Origin of the sequence: Burkholderia sp. BCC0405, assembly GCF_902833075.1 — a bacterium.
In the GTDB taxonomy this organism is placed as follows: domain Bacteria; phylum Pseudomonadota; class Gammaproteobacteria; order Burkholderiales; family Burkholderiaceae; genus Burkholderia.
In genome coordinates, this window is sequence record NZ_CADFEO010000005.1 from 206,640 (window position 1) to 224,648 (window position 18,009).

The 18,009-nt window shown below is 70.3% G+C and carries 18 protein-coding genes and 1 pseudogene; 17 read left to right on the forward strand and 2 right to left on the reverse strand.

The genetic code is table 11. The features are described 5' to 3' along the window. The first annotated feature begins 210 nt into the window (after positions 1 to 210). From sctU to HWX36_RS10390, 12 genes are all read left to right on the forward strand, one after another. Positions 211 to 1,293, forward strand: coding sequence for a type III secretion system export apparatus subunit SctU (gene sctU, locus HWX36_RS10335; protein WP_175952001.1), 1,083 nt, complete (start codon positions 211 to 213; stop codon positions 1,291 to 1,293). Continuing rightward, the gene (sctV, locus tag HWX36_RS10340; protein WP_175952002.1) at positions 1,290 to 3,362 is read left to right on the forward strand and encodes a type III secretion system export apparatus subunit SctV; all 2,073 of its coding nucleotides are present in this window, start codon (positions 1,290 to 1,292) and stop codon (positions 3,360 to 3,362) included. The genes sctU and sctV overlap by 4 nt, the downstream gene beginning before the upstream one ends. Further along, positions 3,359 to 3,967, forward strand: a complete 609-nt coding sequence (gene sctP, locus HWX36_RS10345) for a type III secretion system protein SctP (protein WP_175952003.1) — start codon at positions 3,359 to 3,361, stop codon at positions 3,965 to 3,967. The genes sctV and sctP overlap by 4 nt, the downstream gene beginning before the upstream one ends. A gap of 34 nt (positions 3,968 to 4,001) precedes the next feature. Beyond that, positions 4,002 to 5,144: a type III secretion system cytoplasmic ring protein SctQ gene (sctQ, locus tag HWX36_RS10350; protein ID WP_175952004.1), complete on the forward strand. Its 1,143-nt coding sequence runs from the start codon at positions 4,002 to 4,004 to the stop codon at positions 5,142 to 5,144. After that, positions 5,131 to 5,781 (forward strand): type III secretion system export apparatus subunit SctR, encoded by a 651-nt coding sequence (gene sctR, locus HWX36_RS10355; protein ID WP_010109702.1) that lies wholly within the window; start codon positions 5,131 to 5,133, stop codon positions 5,779 to 5,781. Before sctQ ends, sctR begins: the two co-directional genes overlap by 14 nt. Positions 5,782 to 5,826: 45 nt before the next feature. Then, positions 5,827 to 6,090, forward strand: coding sequence for a type III secretion system export apparatus subunit SctS (gene sctS, locus HWX36_RS10360; RefSeq protein WP_038743708.1), 264 nt, complete (start codon positions 5,827 to 5,829; stop codon positions 6,088 to 6,090). Beyond that, complete coding sequence (locus HWX36_RS10365; protein WP_175952005.1) at positions 6,087 to 6,959, forward strand: type III secretion system protein; 873 nt, start codon at positions 6,087 to 6,089, stop codon at positions 6,957 to 6,959. The genes sctS and HWX36_RS10365 overlap by 4 nt, the downstream gene beginning before the upstream one ends. 186 nt (positions 6,960 to 7,145) lie before the next feature. Continuing rightward, complete coding sequence (hrpD5, locus tag HWX36_RS10370) at positions 7,146 to 8,144, forward strand: HrpD5 family protein (protein WP_175952006.1); 999 nt, start codon at positions 7,146 to 7,148, stop codon at positions 8,142 to 8,144. Between the two features lie 13 nt (positions 8,145 to 8,157). Next, entirely contained in the window at positions 8,158 to 8,409 is a 252-nt protein-coding gene (locus HWX36_RS10375) for a type III secretion protein (protein ID WP_175952007.1), read from the forward strand. Between the two features lie 167 nt (positions 8,410 to 8,576). Then, entirely contained in the window at positions 8,577 to 8,753 is a 177-nt protein-coding gene (locus HWX36_RS10380) for a hypothetical protein (protein WP_175952008.1), read from the forward strand. Between the two features lie 90 nt (positions 8,754 to 8,843). Continuing rightward, positions 8,844 to 9,299, forward strand: coding sequence for a CesT family type III secretion system chaperone (locus HWX36_RS10385; protein WP_175952009.1), 456 nt, complete (start codon positions 8,844 to 8,846; stop codon positions 9,297 to 9,299). 191 nt (positions 9,300 to 9,490) lie between these two features. Then, positions 9,491 to 10,927: a helix-turn-helix transcriptional regulator gene (locus HWX36_RS10390; protein ID WP_175952010.1), complete on the forward strand. Its 1,437-nt coding sequence runs from the start codon at positions 9,491 to 9,493 to the stop codon at positions 10,925 to 10,927. 138 nt (positions 10,928 to 11,065) lie between these two features. Here HWX36_RS10390 and HWX36_RS37745 read toward each other — a convergent pair. Beyond that, positions 11,066 to 11,563 (reverse strand): annotated as a pseudogene (locus HWX36_RS37745) (hypothetical protein); the annotation flags it as partial. 593 nt (positions 11,564 to 12,156) lie between these two features. Between HWX36_RS37745 and HWX36_RS10400 the strand changes: the two are divergent. Continuing rightward, the gene (locus HWX36_RS10400; RefSeq protein WP_175952011.1) at positions 12,157 to 12,768 is read left to right on the forward strand and encodes a GNAT family N-acetyltransferase; all 612 of its coding nucleotides are present in this window, start codon (positions 12,157 to 12,159) and stop codon (positions 12,766 to 12,768) included. A 310-nt stretch (positions 12,769 to 13,078) separates the two neighbouring features. On the opposite strand, the gene HWX36_RS10405 is transcribed toward HWX36_RS10400, so the two are convergent. Continuing rightward, positions 13,079 to 13,564, reverse strand: a complete 486-nt coding sequence (locus tag HWX36_RS10405; protein WP_175952012.1) for an HrpB1 family type III secretion system apparatus protein — start codon at positions 13,562 to 13,564, stop codon at positions 13,079 to 13,081. A 227-nt stretch (positions 13,565 to 13,791) separates the two neighbouring features. Between HWX36_RS10405 and HWX36_RS10410 the strand changes: the two genes are divergently transcribed. The 4 genes from HWX36_RS10410 (at position 13,792) to HWX36_RS10425 (ending at position 17,961) form a co-directional block, all read left to right on the forward strand. Continuing rightward, complete coding sequence (locus HWX36_RS10410) at positions 13,792 to 14,397, forward strand: hypothetical protein (RefSeq protein ID WP_175952013.1); 606 nt, start codon at positions 13,792 to 13,794, stop codon at positions 14,395 to 14,397. 133 nt (positions 14,398 to 14,530) lie between these two features. Continuing rightward, complete coding sequence (locus HWX36_RS10415; RefSeq protein WP_175952180.1) at positions 14,531 to 15,607, forward strand: HAMP domain-containing sensor histidine kinase; 1,077 nt, start codon at positions 14,531 to 14,533, stop codon at positions 15,605 to 15,607. Between the two features lie 45 nt (positions 15,608 to 15,652). Next, complete coding sequence (locus tag HWX36_RS10420; protein ID WP_175952014.1) at positions 15,653 to 16,402, forward strand: response regulator transcription factor; 750 nt, start codon at positions 15,653 to 15,655, stop codon at positions 16,400 to 16,402. Then, positions 16,399 to 17,961 carry a secretion protein gene (locus HWX36_RS10425; RefSeq protein ID WP_175952015.1) on the forward strand — a complete coding sequence of 521 codons (1,563 nt, stop codon included), beginning with the start codon at positions 16,399 to 16,401 and terminating at the stop codon, positions 17,959 to 17,961. Before HWX36_RS10420 ends, HWX36_RS10425 begins: the two co-directional genes overlap by 4 nt. Positions 17,962 to 18,009 lie beyond the last annotated feature (48 nt).

Consider the following 18,009-nt stretch of genomic DNA (forward strand, 5'->3'; position numbering starts at 1 on the left):
AGCGGCGCATGTCGTTGAGGAAATGGCGTATGGAGCGCAAGGTAGCAGCGCGCCGCGCCCGCCCGGCCGCCGATACGAAGTGCGCGCGCGCGAGGCGAAGCGCCGCGCGCGCTTCGCGCCGGACGGCGCCGCTTCGGGTCGGCGCGCGCGGCCGCCGCCGCGTGTCGCTAACGTACGCGCCATGTCCGACTCTCGACAGGAACGGCGGCGATGGCCGAAGAGAAAACCGAAGAACCCTCCGAACGGAAGCTGAAGAAGGTCCGCGAGAAGGGCCAGGTCGCAAAGAGCAAGGACGTCGCCGACGCGGTGACGCTGGCCGCCGCGATCGGCGTGCTGACGGCGGGCGAATCGATGCTGACCGGCGGCCTGTCGCGCACGATCCGCACCGCGCTCGATTTCGTGAATGGCGAACGCACGCCGCAGGCGACGCTGTCCGCGCTGCACGACCTCGCCGCGAGCGCCGCGCTGACGATGCTGCCGTTCGTCGTCGCCGCGATCGTCGCGGGCATCGTGTCGCAGGCGCCGCAGGCGGGTTTCATGATCACGCTCGAGCCCGTGATGCCGAAGTTCGACGCGCTCAATCCGATGGCGGGCATCAAGAAGATCTTCTCGATGAAGTCGCTGCTCGAGCTCGTGAAGATGATCGTCAAGGCGGTCGTGCTCGCGTGCGTGATCTGGAAGATGATGATGTCGCTGTTTCCGCTGGTTGTCGCGAGCGTGTACGAGGCGACGCCGCAGTTGTCGCGCGTGCTGTGGACCGTGCTGATGAAACTGCTCGGCGTCGTCGCGCTCGTCGTCACGGTGTTCGCGGCGGCCGACTACAAGATCGCGCGCATGATGTTCATGCGCGACAACCGGATGACGAAGGAAGAGGCGAAGCGCGAGAACAAGGAGAGCGAAGGCGATCCGCATACGAAGGGCGAGCGCCGCCGGCTCGCGCGCGAGATCGCGACCGGCGCGCCGGCGCGGCAGAAGGTCGGCCAGGCGAACGTGCTCGTCGTCAACCCGACGCATTACGCGGTCGCGATCCGCTATGCGCCCGACGAGCATCCGCTGCCGCGGGTGATCGAGAAAGCCGTCGACGACGGCGCGCTCGCGCTGCGCCGCCACGCGCACGCGCTCGGCGTGCCGATCGTCGGCAATCCGCCCGTCGCGCGCGCACTGTACCGCGTCGAGCGCGACGCGGCGATTCCCGAAGAACTGTTTGAAACGGTGGCCGCGATCCTGCGCTGGGTCGAGTCGGTCGCGGGCGCGCGCACCGGCGCCGCCGTTCCCTCCACGAGGTCGTCATGACGCTGAAAACCCTCAAGCTCCCCGCCGGCGGCGAGGTCGGCATCACGGTGCTGGTCGTCGCGATCGTCTCGCTGATGATCCTGCCGCTGCCGCCCGAGGTGATCGACGTGCTGCTTGGCATCAACATCGCGATCAGCGTCACGCTGCTGATGGTGACGATGTACGTCGGCAGCATCGTGTCGCTGTCGGTGTTTCCGTCGGTCCTGCTGTTCACGACGCTGTACCGGCTGTCGCTGAACATCGCGTCGACGAAATCGATCCTGCTGCACGCGAACGCGGGCGACATCATCGAGAGCTTCGGCGAGCTCGTCGTCGGCGGCAATCTCGTCGTCGGCCTCGTCGTGTTCCTGATCATCACGACCGTGCAGTTCATCGTGATCGCGAAGGGCTCGGAGCGCGTTGCCGAAGTCGGCGCACGCTTCACGCTCGACGCGATGCCCGGCAAGCAGATGAGCATCGACGCGGACCTGCGCGCGAACATCCTGACGCCCGACGAGGCGCGCCGCAAGCGCGCGACGCTCGCGAAGGAGAGCCAGTTGCACGGCGGGATGGACGGCGCGATGAAGTTCGTCAAGGGCGACGCGATCGCGGGGCTCATCATCACGCTCGTCAACATCGTCGCGGGTATCGCGATCGGCGTGATGTATCACGGGATGACGGCCGGCGAAGCGGCGAACCGCTTCTCGATCCTGTCGGTCGGCGATGCGATGGTGTCGCAGATTCCGTCGCTGCTGATCTCGGTCGCGGCCGGCGTGATGATCACGCGCGTCGCGGACGATCACGACGAAGGCGAAGGCACGTCGCTCGGCTCCGAGATCGCGAAGCAGCTCGGCGGCAGCTATCGCGCGCTGTACTTCGCGGCGGTGCTGCTGGTCGGCTTCGCGGCGGTGCCGGGCTTTCCGGCGGCGCTGTTCGTGCTGCTGTCGGCGATTCTCGCGTTTTCCGGCTACCGGCTGCAGAAGGGCGCGCGCCGCACGACCGCGCGCGGCGAGCCGGTGATCGCGTTGCAGCGCGCGGGCGCGAAAAGCAGCACGCCGTCGATCCTGCCGCGCGCGCCGCTCTTTACGTGCGCGATCGGCGTGCGGGTGTCGCCGGATCTCGTCGCGCGGCTCGCGCCCGCCGCGCTCGATCGCGCGTTCGACGAGGAGCGCGCGAAGCTGCAGGAAGAGCAGGGGCTGCCGTTTCCCGGCATCACGCTGTGGACGAGCGACGCGCTACCCGAAGCGACGTGCGAGATCCTGATGCGCGACGTGCCGCAGACGCGGCTCGAATTGCCGGCCGACCAGACGATGCTGCCCGATGCGGCGTCGGACCCGGCGCTCGCCGGCCGCTGCACGAAGCGCGGCCCGGCAGGCGGGCTCGCCGAGAGCTACTGGATCGACGACAAGGCGGTGCCGGCCGGCGCGCGCGCGTGGCGTGCGGAGCAGGTGATCGCGCACGAGACGATCGCGCTGTTGCGACGCAACGCGCATCTGTTCCTCGGCATCCAGGAAACCCAATGGATACTCGACCAGCTCGGAGCCGACTATCCGGGGCTCGTCGCCGAAGTGCAGAAGGCGCTGCCGACGCAGCGGATCGCCGACGTGCTGCGTCGCCTGCTCGAAGAGCACCTCCCGATCCGCAATGCGCGCGACATCATGGAGAGCCTCGTCGCGTGGGGGCCGAAGGAGAAGGACATGCTGATGCTCGCCGAATACGTGCGCGGCGACTTGTCGCGCTATCTCGCGTATCGCGCGGCGCGCGGCGCGCGGCAACTGCCGGCCGTGCTGCTCGATCTGCCGGTCGAGCAGCATATCCGGCAGTCGATCAAGCAGACGCCCGCGGGCAACTTCCTCGCGCTGCCGCCCGAGCAGGTCCGCTATCTCGTCGACAGCGTCGTGTCGTTCGTCGGCGAGACGCCGCGCGACGACGTCGCACTCGTCACGTCGATGGACGTGCGCCGCTACACGCGACGGATGATCGAGGCGCGGCTCGGCTGGCTGCCCGTCTACTCGTATCAGGAACTCGGCGACCAGGTCGAATTGAAGCCGGTCGGCCGCGTGACGATGCCGGCGGCGGCCCACGCATGAGCGCCGCCGATCTGAGGCCCGTGCGAATCATCGCGGGCGAGCCTGCCGCCGGGCCGGACGGCGCGTGCGCGTCGCGCACGGCGCGGCGCGGCTTCGACTATGCGCAACTGATGCGGCGCTCGCGCGTCGCGCCGGCGGGTGACCGCGCCTTTGCCGACGACGAGCGGCGACACGACGCGTCGATGCCCTGGCATGACGGCGCGATGCCGTCGTTCGAACGCGATCCGGCGGCGCTGCCGGACGCGGCCGGGCGCGCAGCGATGGCGCGCGCGTGCGCGGGCTCCGATGCGTTCGTCAATCAGGTGTTCGCGCAGCGCGAGCGGATGGTGCGCGTCGCCGAGGCGATCGTGGCCGAGATTGCGGCGCTGTGCGGCGACGACGTGTCGGGCCACTGGGAGATCAGCGTGCCGCTCGACGCCGCGCTGCTGCCGGACACGGTGCTGCACCTCGTTCTTTCGCGTTTCGACTTGCGACTTCGGTTCGAGACGCCGGACGCGGCGACGCGGCACTTACTCTGCACGCATGGCGCAACGCTGCACGCGCGACTCGACACGCTGCTCGCCCATCGCGGCGCGGCGCGCACGATCGAGATCGACGTCGACTGAGCGCCCGTACAACCGAACCCGACCGACCGCGACGATGGAACCCGAGGCAATCGAACTGGAACTCGCCGCCGCCGCGCCGCGCGGCATCGACGCCGCGCTGCCGCTGCTCGCGTTCGACGCGTTCGACGCGGCGCTCGCGCGCATCGTCGCCGATGCGCGGCTCGCCGCGTGGCTCGCGCGCTTCCCGGCGTTGTCCGACTGGCGCGCGGCGTCGGGCGAGCGGCCGCGTTTCGAGCGCCCCGGCGTGCTCGACCTGCGGCTGAACGGCGCGGCCGCGCGCGTCGCGATCGACCTCGGAGCGTTTCCGGCGCTCGACGTCGTCGCCGCGCCGATGCACGACGCGCCCGGCGACGCGAGCGTGTCGCTGCGTACCGCGCTCGCGTCGACGCTGCTGGCGTCGCTCGTCGCCGCATTCGCGGCGGCGGGGCTCGACGACGTGACGGTCGGCGGGCTGCGCGCCGCGCATCCGGCGGTGCTCGACGCGACGCGCTGCGTGCTGTCGTTCGCGCTCGACGGCGCGCCGATGCGCTGCGCGCTGCTCGACGCGCAGACGCCATGGCTCGACGCGCTCGCGGCCCGCCTGCGACGCGAGCGAACGGGCGATACGGCGAGCCCGCTCGCATGCATTCGCCTGCCCGGCCGCGTGCGGCTCGGCTCGCGCGCGCTGCCGCTGTCGGTGCTGCGCAGCCTGCGGCCGGGCGACGTGCTGCTGGACATGGCGCCGGCCGCGCTCGGCGCCGCGCGGGCGGGCCCGCTGCACGCGTGGTGGGGCGCGCGTCGCGCGACCCAATGGCATGCAACCGTTCTGATCGAGGGAACCACGATGACGATGACCGAAACACCAGACACCGCCGACGATCTCGACGAGCCGATCGTCGCGGGCGACCTGCCGGCCGTCGCGCCGGACGACGACGCGCCGCTCACGGCGCCCGAGCCGGCCGCACTCGGCGACGTCGACCTGCCCGTGCACGTCGAGATCGACACGCTGTCGCTGTCGATCGCCGAGCTGGCCGCGCTGCGGCCGGGCTACGTGCTCGAGCTGCCGCTCGCCGCGCGCGACGTGCCGGTGCGGCTCGTCGCATACGGCCAGGCGATCGGCGGCGGCAGGCTCGTCGCGGTGGGCGCGCATCTCGGCGTGCGGATCGACCGGATGGCGGGCGACGATGGTTCAGTTTAACGACATCACCGGCCTGCTGATCGCCGTGCTCGTGATGAGCATGGTGCCGTTCATCGCGATGGTCGTCACGTCGTACGCGAAGATCGTCGTCGTGCTCGGCCTGCTGCGCAACGCGCTCGGCGTGCAGCAGGTGCCGCCGAACATGGTGCTGAACGGCATCGCGATCCTCGTGTCGCTGTACATCATGGCGCCGATCGGTTTCGCCGCGCAGCAGCAGCTGCAGGGGCAGGCGCTGTCGCCGCAACCGACGCAGGCGATGCTGCAGGCGTTCGGTGCGGCGAAGGAGCCGTTCCGCCAGTTCCTCGCCGCGCACTCGCGCGAGCGCGAGAAGCGCTTCTTCCTGCGCTCCGCGTCGGTGATCTGGCCGAAGGCCGCGGCCGCGCAACTGCGCGAGGACGACCTGATCGTGCTCGCGCCCGCGTTCACGCTCGCGCAGATGACCGACGCGTTCCGCATCGGCTTCATCCTCTATATCGCGTTCATCATCGTCGATCTCGTGATCGCGAACGTGCTGATGTCGATGGGGATGAACCAGGTGCAGCCGACCAACGTCGCGATCCCGTTCAAGCTGATGCTGTTCGTCGTGATGGACGGCTGGTCGACGCTCGTGCACGGCCTCGTGCTGACCTATTCCTGATGTCCCGATCCCGATTCCAATCCCGATTCCGAGGAGGCGTGTCCGATGGAAATCGATGACCTGATCCGGCTCACCTCGCAAGGCATGATGCTGTGTCTTTACATCTCGCTGCCGGTCGTGCTCGTCGCGGCCGCATCCGGGCTCGCGATCTCGTTCCTGCAGGCGATCACGTCGCTGCAGGAGCAGAGCATCTCGTACGGCGTGAAACTGGTTGCGGTGACGGTGACCGTCGCGATCGCCGGGCCGTGGGCGGCCGCCGAGATCCTGCATTTCGCGCAGCAGTTGCTGTCGGCGGCGGTGCCGTCATGAGCCGCATCACGCGCGCAATTGCGCAGACCATCCACGCGGCGAAGCCCGATCCGCGACGACGCCGGCCGGTGCGCGCGCGCACCGCGACGACCTACGGCAAATACGGCACGCGCTTCGCGTATTCGAACGGCAATCAGGCGGCCGCGCTCGCGGCGCGCAACCAGATGCTCGCGAAGCTGAAGCCGCGTCCGAAGGCGGGCGGCGCGGGATCGCGGCGGCGCCGGCGCGCCGACAGCCAGGGCGAAGCGTCCGATGCGGGAGAGGAATCGACGGTGCCGCACGCGCACGTCGCGCCGCACGACGAGCACGACCGGCATTCGGGCGGCCAGGGCGGCGGCCGGGAGCAGCGCGAGCAGGACGAACGCGACGGCGATTCGGCGAACGTCGCCGCGCTGCCGCGCGTGCGCGCGTCGCGAGCGCGTCCGGCGCCCGTGCCCGCCCAGCGCGCGCTGCGCGATGTCGCGCGTACGCTCGCGGACCCGATGGAGCGCGAGCATGCGTTGCGGCATCTGTGGGCCGACATACTGCTCCAGCTCGGCCGGCGCGTCGATACCGAACCCGGCGCGCGCATCACGGCTGCGCTGCTGAATCACAACGCGGACCTGCTCGCCGCCCGCTTGCGCACCGGGCCGTGGACGCCGATTGGATGGAGCGGCGTGAAGCAGTTGCTGCTCGACACGATGCAAAGCGCGGGCGGTGCGCCGCGCGACGCGCCGGCCGCGCGTAGCGAGCGTGCGAGCACGCATTATTTTCTGCTGCCGCTCATCGTGTTCAACGCGGAGCGTCCGTCGACGAACGCGCAGCTCGCACGCGCGTATGCAAGCGTCGAGACGTTGCACAAGGGCGTGTTGGCCGCTCGGCGATCGTGAACGCCGCGGCGCACGCGACGCTTCGCAAATGCGGCGGCGAATTCGCGCGACGGACGAACACCGATGTCGCGTCGAACTATTCTGGCTGCATGGACGAACGATGCGGCGCGATCGAACGGATGCACCGATCGCGACCGATTCGATCGACGCAAATGCAACACACGACGCACGGACAAGGAGCAACCGATGAAGCTGCTGCGGATCCTGACCGGCCTGCATGCCGGTGCGGAAATCGCGCTCGATGCCGGCGAGCACCGGATCGGCGCGGGCGACGACGCGGAGATTCGCATCACCGACTGGCGCGACGGCGATCTGCTGCTGTCGATCGATGCGCAGGGCGCAACCCGTGCACGACGTGCGGCGCCCGTGCCGGCCGAGGCGGCCGCCGATGCGTTCGACGCGGAGGGTTCGCCGCTCCTGATGCTCGACTTCGTGCCGGTGCCGTTCGGCGAGACGGCGCTGTGCATCGGGCCCGCGAACGGCGAGTGGCCGAGCGATCTCGAGCTGCTCGCGACCTTGTGGGCGCCGCCGCCTGGCGCCGATGCGGCGCGGCGGGGCGCGCAACGCAAGCTCGCCGCATGCGCGGCGGCAGGCGGCGCGCTGGTCGCCGGCCTGCTTGCGATGGGGGCCATGCTGGCGAGCGCCCATCCGGGCGTGCCGCCCCCCGTCGAGCGTGCCGACGCGCTCGCGACGCGCCTCGGCGCGGAGCTGCGGCGCGCGGGCTATGCGGAGCTGCACACGGCGCCGCGCGGCGCGATGGTCGCGGTCACCGGGATGGTCGCGACGCCGGCCGACGACCTCGCCGCGCGCAAGCTGCTGGACCGGCTCGCCGCGCACCGCGTCGAGCGCCAGTACGACGTCGCGCAGGACGATGCGCAGAGCATCGGCGAATCGCTCGGCGTGTCGGGGGCGACGGTCGCGTATGCGGGGCAGGGGCGTTTTCGGGTGTCGGGCGCCGTGCCGGACATCGCGCAGCTACGCGCGGCGGTCGAGCGCGTGCGCGCCGACGTCGGGCCGAACGTGCGCGCGATCGACGTGGATGCACGCCAGTCCGGCGACGCACCGGTGCCCGTCGCGTACTCGGGAATGCTCGAGATCGGCGACGTGCGCTACATCGAGACGCCGGACGGCGTGAAGCACGTGTTTGCGGGCGCGTCGGCGAACGGCGCGCCGGACCTCAATTGACGGGAGAAACGGCATGTACGAAGCATTGGAACGGGCAGCGGACGAATGCGGACCGCTCGAGCGGGCGCTCGGGGCGCCTGACGCGACGGTACGGATCGGCGTGCTCCGCCAGGCGCTCGGCGAGACGGCCGAGCGTGTGAGCGCGGCCACCGCTCAGGCAGCGAGCGACTACGACCGCGACGCGCTGCAGAAGGTCTATCGCGGCTTGCTGGCGGCGCAGCGGATTGTTGCGACGTTGCACGAGGCGAACGCGACGGCCGCATAGCGGCCACGGTTTCGCCGCGCAGCGTGCGGCGGCGGACGGAGCGGCGCGAGCCGTTCCCGACGATGCCGCACGCTGCGCGGCAAAAAAGCGGCGGGCCGCGACATGAAGCGGCGGCGCCGGAACTTTGTCAACGCGTGATCCAATCACGCACTTTCTGGAGAGTAATCATGTCGGCATTGGTCGGTGGTGCACTGGGCGAAATGACGAAGGACACGATGGAAGGCATCGCGTTTTCGAAGGCGGCAACGAAACTGCAGCAGATGCAGGAGATGACGAAGGCGGAGAACGACGTGAAGAAGCAGGCCACGAAGATGGTCGGCGACGCGTCGAAGCCGGCGCAGTAAGCCGGCTGCCGTTCGGCATCGTGTTGGGCGGCCGGCGCGCGAGCGCCGGCTGTATCGTTTGGGGGCGCCGGATACCGGGGTGAAACTGTCATGAGTTGGGAACGTTATGCACAGGTCGTCGCGGAGGTCTGCGCGGTTGTCGGCCTGGCGGACGTCGATTACGTGCTCGAGACGCGCACGATCGACGTCGAGGGCTTCGACGTGCGCATCGAGTACTTCGACGAGGATCCGGCGTCGATGTACGTGAATTTCCATTACGGCATCGTCAGCGCGGGCCGCACGCTCGCGGTGTACCGGCTGCTGCTCGAGGCGAACCTGCTGATCTACGCGCAGGACCAGGCGCAGCTCGGGATCGACGCGGACACCGGCAGCATCGTGCTGCTGATGCGATTGCCGCTCACGCCGGACGTGACGGGCGAGACGCTCGCCGATCTGTTCGCGCACTATGCGGAGCACGGCCGCTACTGGCGGCAGAACATCATCGAATCGGGCGACGAGATGTTCAGCGGTATCGCGTCCGGCGAATATTTCTGGCTGCGGGTGTAGCGGAGCCCGGCGGCGGCACGCGCAACCGGCGGGCCAATCGTAACGGAACGTCACAAATTGCTGCGCGGATCCGGCGCGAACGAGACGATAGCGGCACGCATTCACGCGCTGCGCCCCGCGACGAGCGGCGGCGCGGCGCGCGGATCGAGCCCGAACTTCGTATTCGAACCCGCTTGCCGAGAGGATCCACCATGTTTTCGACACTCTATTTCGCCGCCGCCGCCGCGCTTGCCAATCCGGCGTCGAACGACGCCTACGCAGCGCGCGTGTTCGCCGGCCGCTTCGCCGAAGCGGCCGCGCTCGTCGCCGCGCGCTGCGACGCCGACCCGGGCGACCCGGCCAACGACGTGCGCGACGTCAGCGCGTACGCGGACATCCAGTTCGTGCTCGGCCGCTTCGAGGAGGCCGAGGACACGTTCCGCCGCGCGCTGAAGCTGCTGCGCGATTCGCGCGACCAGACGCGGGTGACGACCTGCCGCAACGCGAGCTGGCAGGCGTTCTTCCAGAACCGTTTCGGCGTCGCGCAGGCGGGTTTCCGGCGGATCGCCGACGATCGCGCGGCGAGCGTCGGGCAGAAGCTCGAGAGCCTCGTCGGCGCGTGCGTCGTCATGCATCATCTCGGCCGCGCCGAGGACGCGATGGTGGCGCTCGACGGGCTCGACGCAGCCGCTCGCGATGCCGATCCGCGCTGGCGGCAGCTCGCCGGCGCGCTGCGCGCGGACTTGCTGCTGCAATACCGGATCGGCCGCGCCGACGCGCTCGGCGATCACGTCTACTGGCGCTCCGCGCTGGCCGATCTGCCGTTGTCGGCGTTCGCGGAAACGGGCGCGCCGGCGGCCGACGCCGATGCGCTGCCGCTGCTGCGGATGCGCGTCGACTACATGCGCCAGGCATGCGCGCTCGCGGACGGCGACCACGCGGCGCTCGCGCGGATCGATGCGCATGTGAGCTGGTGCGCGAAGACGGGCCTCGTCGACTACCAGCGCAGCGTGTGCCTTGAAGTCGCGCTCGCGGCGCTCGCGGGGCACGCGCCGAATGTCGCCAACGCGATGATCGCGCCGTATCGCGAAGCGGCCGGGCGCTGCGGCTCGCACGTGCGCTGGACCCTCGATTACCTGTACTGCGCGGCGAAGGTGTGCGAGCAGCAGGGGCGGATTCGCGAATCGTCGTCGCTGTATGCGCGCTATGCGCTCGCCGCGGTGCGGCACGTGCGCTCGGACGGCGCGGCGCTCGCGCCCTCGCTCGCGATCGCGCGCTGCGGCACGTACGCGGCGGCGCCGAGCGACGACGTCAGCGCGCGGCTGCCCGGCAAGTACCGGCGCGCGTATCGCTATTTGATGGAGCGGCTCGACCAGCGCGACCTGTCGGTGCGGGAGATCGCCGCGCACATCGACGTGACCGAGCGCGCATTGCAGGCGGCGTTCAGGACGTTTCTCGGGTTGTCGCCGAGCCAACTGATCCGACGGCAGCGGATGGAGCGGATTCGCGGCGAGCTGCTGTCGGACGGGCCGCGTGCAGCGAGCGTGCTCGAGATCGCGAACCGCTGGGGGATCCAGCATCGCTCGACACTGGTCAACGGCTATCGGCGGATGTTCGACGAGGCGCCTTCGCAGACCTTCGACCGTTGAGGGCGCGGGGGGCGACGCACGGCGCGTCGCCGCCGGTCGGCTGTTGCACGCCGGGCGATCGTTCTGTCCGGGCGACGCCGGCGCGCTGGCTCGCCGCGCCAATGCCTCACCGCGTTGCTTCGATGTCGCGGCGATGCATTACGATCGCGACACCGCCTTCTTGATCATGTCGATCAGTTTCATCTGGAAGCTGTTGATCATCTCCGCCACCGCGAGGAGCTGGTTCGCGAACCCGATTGCACGCTGCATCCTGATCGTCTGCTCGGTCTCGTGATGGATCTGATGGATGCTCGGCATCCCGGCCGCGGCAAGCGTCTGTGCATCGTGGGCGCCGTGCGCTTCATGCGCGGCGGCGGATGCGGGTTTCGAAGGCGGGGTGCCCGCAGCCTGCGATTGAGCGTGCGCGGCGCCGAGCGGCGACGGTTGCCCGTGCGCGGCTTGCGGTGCCGGTGGCGGATCGCTCAAATCGACAAGATTGCCTTCCGGAACATGTGCGGAATGAGGCACGGCCGGTTGCAGGACCGGATGATGCGCGACGGTCTGCAATTCGTCGGGCGTTGTCTCGAGCAGCGACGGCGGCGTACCGGTGGGCTTCGTCGGGGAGGGCGGGTCGCTCAGGTCGATGAGGTTGCCTTCGCGCGGGCGCGCGGAATGAAGCACGACCGGTTGCAGAACCGGATGATGCGCCACCGTCTGCAATTCGGCGGGCGTGGCTTCGAGTAGCGACGCGTTGTTTCCAGCCGCGTCCGGCTTGACGGCGGTGCGCTTCAGCACCGACGCGTTCAGCGGACGGGCCTCGGGTCGAGACGTCGAATCGCCTTGCGGTCGCAAGCCTCCCAGCACGCCTGACGGCTTCGGTTGAGGGGCCGCGGCGCCGGACAGGGGCGCGCCGACCGACGGCGGGTTCTGCGAGGGCGGAGTCGAGCCCCCGGTCTGAAAGGGGGATTTGATCGATACTGGCTGCACCATCCGGCTCCTGAAGAAGGTAGACCTTGGCGCCCGACTGCCGCGCAATGGGCGCACCGGGCGACGTGGCGCCACTGTACGTCGACAGGCGCGCCGCGGCTGACCGCGGTGCGAAGCGATACACCCGCGCGCGAACGTCGCCGAAGCGACGCGGCCCGCGTGATCGCGATTCGCATCCGCCGCCGCGGCTTCGCGCGCATGGGGCACGCGCGCGCTTCGGCGCCCGACAATCGGCGTGTCCATTCCCTGAACCGGAGCAGCCGATGAACGCCATCCGCCCACCCGAACTGATCGAAACCGAGCGGCTTCGTCTGCGCCCGCTCATCGCCGACGACGCACGCGAAGCCTTCGACGCGCTGTTCGGCGATCCGGCGACGACGCTCGACCTGCCGTGGCCGATGCATCGCAGCGTCGACGAAACGCGCGCGTGCATCGGTCGTCTCGCCGAGGGCTGGCGCAGCGGCGCATTTTTCAGCTGGGGGCTGTTCGAGAAGCGCGACGGCCGTCTGATCGGCACCCTCGAGATGCACGGTCGCCTGCCGCGCGTCGAAATCGGGCTCGTGACGAGCTTCGCGCCGGGGCGCGTGCGAACCCGCGCATGGTCGGAGATGCTGCGCAGGTTTCTCGACTGGCTGATCGTGCAGCCGGGCGTATACCGGATCGAGGCGTTCTGCTCGGTGACGGGCCGCGCCGCGCCGTTCATGCCGAAGCTCGGTTTCGCCAGCGAGGGCGTCGTGCGCAACTACGAGGCGCGTCCGAACCGCGGGATGAGCGCGGGCGACAGCTATCTGTTCGCGATCACCAGGGCGCCGGGGCCGTTGGACGAGGCCGTCGCGACCCACGACGTGCAGGCGTCGGCGCGCCGGGCGGCGTGAACCGGCGACGCGCTTGCATGGGAGCGTCGGGGCGGCAGGGAGGGCGCGACGATCCGCGCCTGCGCCCGCGCCGGGCATCGATTGCCTGCGTCCGACTCGTCGCGACGCGCATCGCGGAATTCGTGCGGTCTCGCTGACTTTCGCCGGCGCGTCCGGCCAATGACGGAAGTCGCGGCGGAGATGCGGGTTCGCTGAGTCGCGCGTATCCGGGCGCTCGGCATCCGGCATTCGGCATCCGGGTTCGCGTGGCACGGTGACGACCGATGCGCGGCGCGTCACGATCGCCGCAAACCACGGACCCGCCCGACCTTCAACCCATCCCGCTCGCATGCATATGCCGCGCCCATTGATACCGGTCGAGCCGCAACAGTTGCGAGATGCGTGCGGCGACGTCGCCGTCGTGCGCGCCGGTGCCGTCCGCGAGCTCGTCTACTTTGAGGAACCGGCCGACGAGCACCGTCGACGCCCGATCCCCCGACAGCACCACGGTCTGCGCATAGCGCCGCCAGTCGTCGTCTTGCAGCGCATACAGGCACCAGCTCTGCAGCGCCGTGCACAGCGGCGTGCCGCGCTCCTGGTCTTCGAGCGTGCGCAGAATGTGCAGCGCGCCGATCCAGTCGCGCCGGCTGATCCGCAGCCGCACGTCGCACAGGTCGACCGTGGCGTTGCGCGGCTGCAGGACGCGCAGCGCGATCAGCAGTTCGTCGAGGTCCGCGTGTGCGCTCGCGCGCAGCCCGACCGAAAAGGCCGAGAGCAGCGCGCGCAATGCGGCTTTGTTGCACGATTTGATCGCCATGTCGGTGCGATGCGTCGAGAAGAGAGGATCCGTCGGCGATGATCGCCGCCGTACGCGCGCGAGCGGCCGGCGCGTGCGAAGCGACATCGTGCGCGGCGAAGCGATGCGCGCGTTGCGGCGGCGGCGCACGATGCGCGACCGATCGTTTCGGTCGCCGCGACGTCGCTTCGCGCGGTTCGCGGCGCGCGCGTACGCGCTGCCTAAGCTTGTCGTCGAACCGCTGGCGCATGAGCGCCGCGCGCGTTCTGTTCCCTTTCCTTCAGTCGATTCACATTCATAGCGAGACGATCATGAGCGTTAACGGCATTACATCGACGACTATCCAGCCGTCGCAGTTCAACTTCTCGTCGACGTCGTCGAGCAGCCGCGATCAGAAGATCGACAAGCTGCTCCACGAAATCGAAGCGCTGCTGATGCAGGACGATTCGGGCGACGGCGACGATACGGACATCGGTGGCGATTCGAACCGCAACACGCCGACGGGCAACGACACCTCGACGAACCACGTGACGACGCCGACGGGCGACAAGCCCGGCGAAGACATGCGCGACGTCAAGCTGAACACGAAGGCGGGCGGCGAGGCGCTGCACCTGAAGATGGACTCGCAGGGCAACCTGTACAACGGCAGCGGCAATTCGGTCGGCGTCGTCGACAAGGACGGCAACGTGAAACTGAACTCCGGTGCGACGAAGGAGCTGGAGCGCCTCGAGACGGGCGGCAATCCGTTCATGAACGCCAACGTCGGCAAGCGCGGCGCCGGCGGCAACATGGAGTTCACGCCGGACGAAGTGACGGTGAGCACGGGCGACGTCGACCAGAAGAACGATTTCTGAACGCGCGGACGGCGCGGCGCGGCGGCACTGGACACGCGCTTTCGAATCGGTGCACACTGCGCGCTCGCGCCGCCGCGTCGCGGCCCGTCCCATCATTCTCGGACCGCGACGTCCGCCGGAGTCGAACTTGATCGTGTCGCAACGGGCCGACGCCCGAATCCTCGAAGTGATGCAGGCCCGGCAGGCGTGGGGCACGCTCGCGCTCGACCGCGACGGCGCGATCGTCGCGGCCACCGAGCGCGCGCACGCGCTGTTAGGCCGCACGCTCGCCGCCGGGCAGCCGCTGCACGCGCTGCTCGGCGACGCGGCGGCCGCGGATCCCGCCGCGCTGTTCGACATGCTCGAACAAGGATTCGAATTCGAAACCGACGACGCGATCCTTTGGCTGACGCTGCAGCCGGTCGAGCACGATCCGGCGATCGCGGCGACGGTCACGGTCGCCGATGTCACGCCGCTGCGCCGCGCACTCGACGAGCGCGTCGCGTCGCTGCGCTTTCTGGCGCACGACCTGCGTTCGCCGCAGAATTCGATACTTGCGCTGACCCAGTTGCACGACGCCGATCCCGACGCGTTCGCCGCGTGCGGCGGCCTCGAACGGATCGCGCAACTCGCGCGGCACGCGTTGCTGCTCGGCCAGGACTACCTTGTCGCGTCGGCGACGGACGATCTCCGGCAGCGCCATTTCATGCGCTTCGACCTGCGCTCGATGCTGCGCGAGCTCGTGCCGAAGCTCGAAGTGGGCGCCGTCTATCGCGGCGTCGCGTTGCAGCTCTGGCTCGACGACGCCGTGCCGCTGTGGTTGCACGGCGCGCGCGTATTCGTCGCCCGCGCGCTGCAGAACCTGATCGACAACGCGGTGCAGGCGTCGCGGCAGGGCGCGCGCGTCGAGATCCGGCTGCACGTGCGCGACGCGCACGCGGAAGTGACGATCCGCGATTGGGCCGGCGGCCTGCCGGGCCTCGCCACGGACGGGCGCATGACCGATTTCGCGCCGCTCGCGAAGCGTGGCTCGATGGGCTTCGGCCTCGGGCTGCAGCTCGCCGCGCAGGTCGCCGCCGCGCATGCGGGCACGCTGTACGCCGAATCGAATCGCGGCGTCGGCACGGCGTTCGTGATGCGCTTGCCGATGCCCGCGCCGGCAGGCGCGGCAGCTTCGGCCGTACCGGACGGCATCGCGCGCTGGCGCGCGAGCGTCACGCCCGACGGCTGAGCGCCGGCATCCTTTCCTTTTCGCTTGACGAACCCTATTTTCGCGATGTCCGAACCGAACATGCAGCGCACCGTGCAGCAGCCCAAGCAGATCGTCGTCGTCGAGGACGATCCGGTGCAGCGCACGCTGCTCGTCACCTGGCTCAAGGCCGAGGGCTACCGTGTCGAGGCGTTCGACGACGGGCTCGACGCGCGCCGCTTCCTCGGCGACAGCTGGGCCGATCTGCTGGTGCTCGACTGGGACTTGCCCGGGATGACGGGCGAGCGGCTGCTCGGGTGGGTGCGTGGCCGCGCGCGCTCGATCGTCCCGGTGATCTTCCAGACCGTGCATTCGGACGAAGAAGACATCGTGAAGATTCTCGACGCCGGCGCGGACGATTTCCTGATCAAGCCGCTGGAGAAGCAGACGCTGCTCGCGCGCGTGCGCGCGTTGTTGCGGCGCTTCGCGGCGCTGTCGGTGGACAGCGGGCGCATGCAGCTCGGCGGCTGCGTGTTGTCGCGCGCGACGCTGACCGTGTCCGACGGCAGCGCGTCGCACGCATTCAGCGCGAAGGAGTTCGACATTCTCTGGCATCTGGCTGAGCATCCCGGCACCGTCGTGCAGCGGCAGGATCTGTTGCGGCTCGTGTGGGGCACGGAAGCGTCCGCGCAGACCCGCACGGTCGACATGTACGTGAGCCGGTTGCGCAGCCGGCTGAAAGCGGCGGGCCTCGGCTGGACCGTGCATGCGGCGTACGCGACCGGCTACCGCCTGAACCTGGGCGCGGACGCCGAGCCGGCGGATCGCGCATCGTGACGCGGCGCGCGGCCGCGTCGGCTGCCGCCATCGCGCTCGCGCTCGCGAGCCATGCGCCGGCGCTGCACGCGGTGCCGCTCGCATGGCCGCTCGCGCGCTTTGACTATCGCGTCGGGCCGGTGAGCGCCGCCGCCGCGTTGAGCGAACTGAGCCGCCGCTCGGGCGTCGCGATCGACGCGGACGCAGGCGCGTCGTGCCGGCTCGACGTGCGCGAGGCGCTGCCGCCGCGGCATTTCGTCGACTGGGTCGCGCGCACGTGTGGACTTGCGGCGTACTACGATGGCGCGGTGCTGCAGCTCGTCGCGCCCGATGCGTTCGAGCGTGCGGCGGTGCGGCTCAATTACGCGACGCCGGCCGAGCTGCGCGCGACGCTCGCACGGCAGCGGATCGTCGACGAGCGCTGGCGGCCCGGCTACGACGACGCGGCGCGGATCGTGCGGGTCGCCGGCCCGCCGCGCTACGTCGCGCTCGTGCTTGCCGCCGCGCGCGCGCTCGACGAAGCCGCGCAGGCCCGCGTGCGGACCGAGACGCGCGCGTTCAGGCTGCATGCGCGCGCCGCGGCTGACCGCGCCGTGCGCGGCGACGCGAGCGATGCGTCGCTGCCGGGGCTCGCGACGCGGCTGCGCCGCCGGCTCGAGCAGGACGGCATCGCGCCGCGCGCGGTGCCCGGCGTGCGCGAATTCACGGCGTCGCTGCCGATCGTCGACGCGGATGCACGCTCGAACATCGTGCTGATCCGCGACGTGCCCGCGCGACTGGCGCGCGATGCACGGCTCGTCGCGCAGCTCGATACGCTGCCCGCGTCGATTCGGATCGATGCGTTCGGCGCGACGCTCGCGCGCGCGCAGCTCGACGCGCTCGGGTTGCGGTGGCGCGACGACACGCAGGCATCCGTATCCTCCGGCGCAACCGCCGCGCGCGTGGCGATCGCGCCCGCGCCGGACGGCTGCGTGCCGCTGCACGCGCGCATCGCCGAGCTTGCCGCGCACGGCGACGCATCGATCGACGCCGACGGCTCGATGCTGACGTTCCCCGACGACAGCGCGGATTTCGGCCGTCTGCGGCAGGTGTTCGTCACGTCGGGCGACGGCGATGCGCGATCGCTCGACGCGCAGCGGAACGGATTCGCGATGCGGGTTACGCCGCGCGAGACCGCGCAGGCCGGCCGTTATGCGCTCGACATGCGGATCGTCGAGCGTTGGGCGGACCGCGACAGCCGCTCGGCCGGCGCATCGTCGTCGCGCGAAACCGTGTCCGGCGCGACGCTCTCGGCAGGGGAATGCGTGGCGCTCGCGCTGCCGCTTGCCGCCGGACGTGACGCGCAGCGGCTCGTGCTGGTGACGCCGCGCGTGACGTCCGCCGATCCCGTGCGCCGGCCGCCGCCGGCATCGCCGACCGCGCAGGCGCGACGTGCGCCGGCCGCGGCAGGCGCAATCGCCAGCTTCCCCGAAACCGCGAAGCCCGCGACGCAAACGCGCGCGGCGTTACGCGCGCATTCGCCGGCGACGCCGCCGGACGGCCTCGGCCTCAGCACGCAGACGCGCCTGCTCGGCAATTGATGCAAACCCCACGCATTATTGAACGACGGTCCGGCATGATTTAGACGC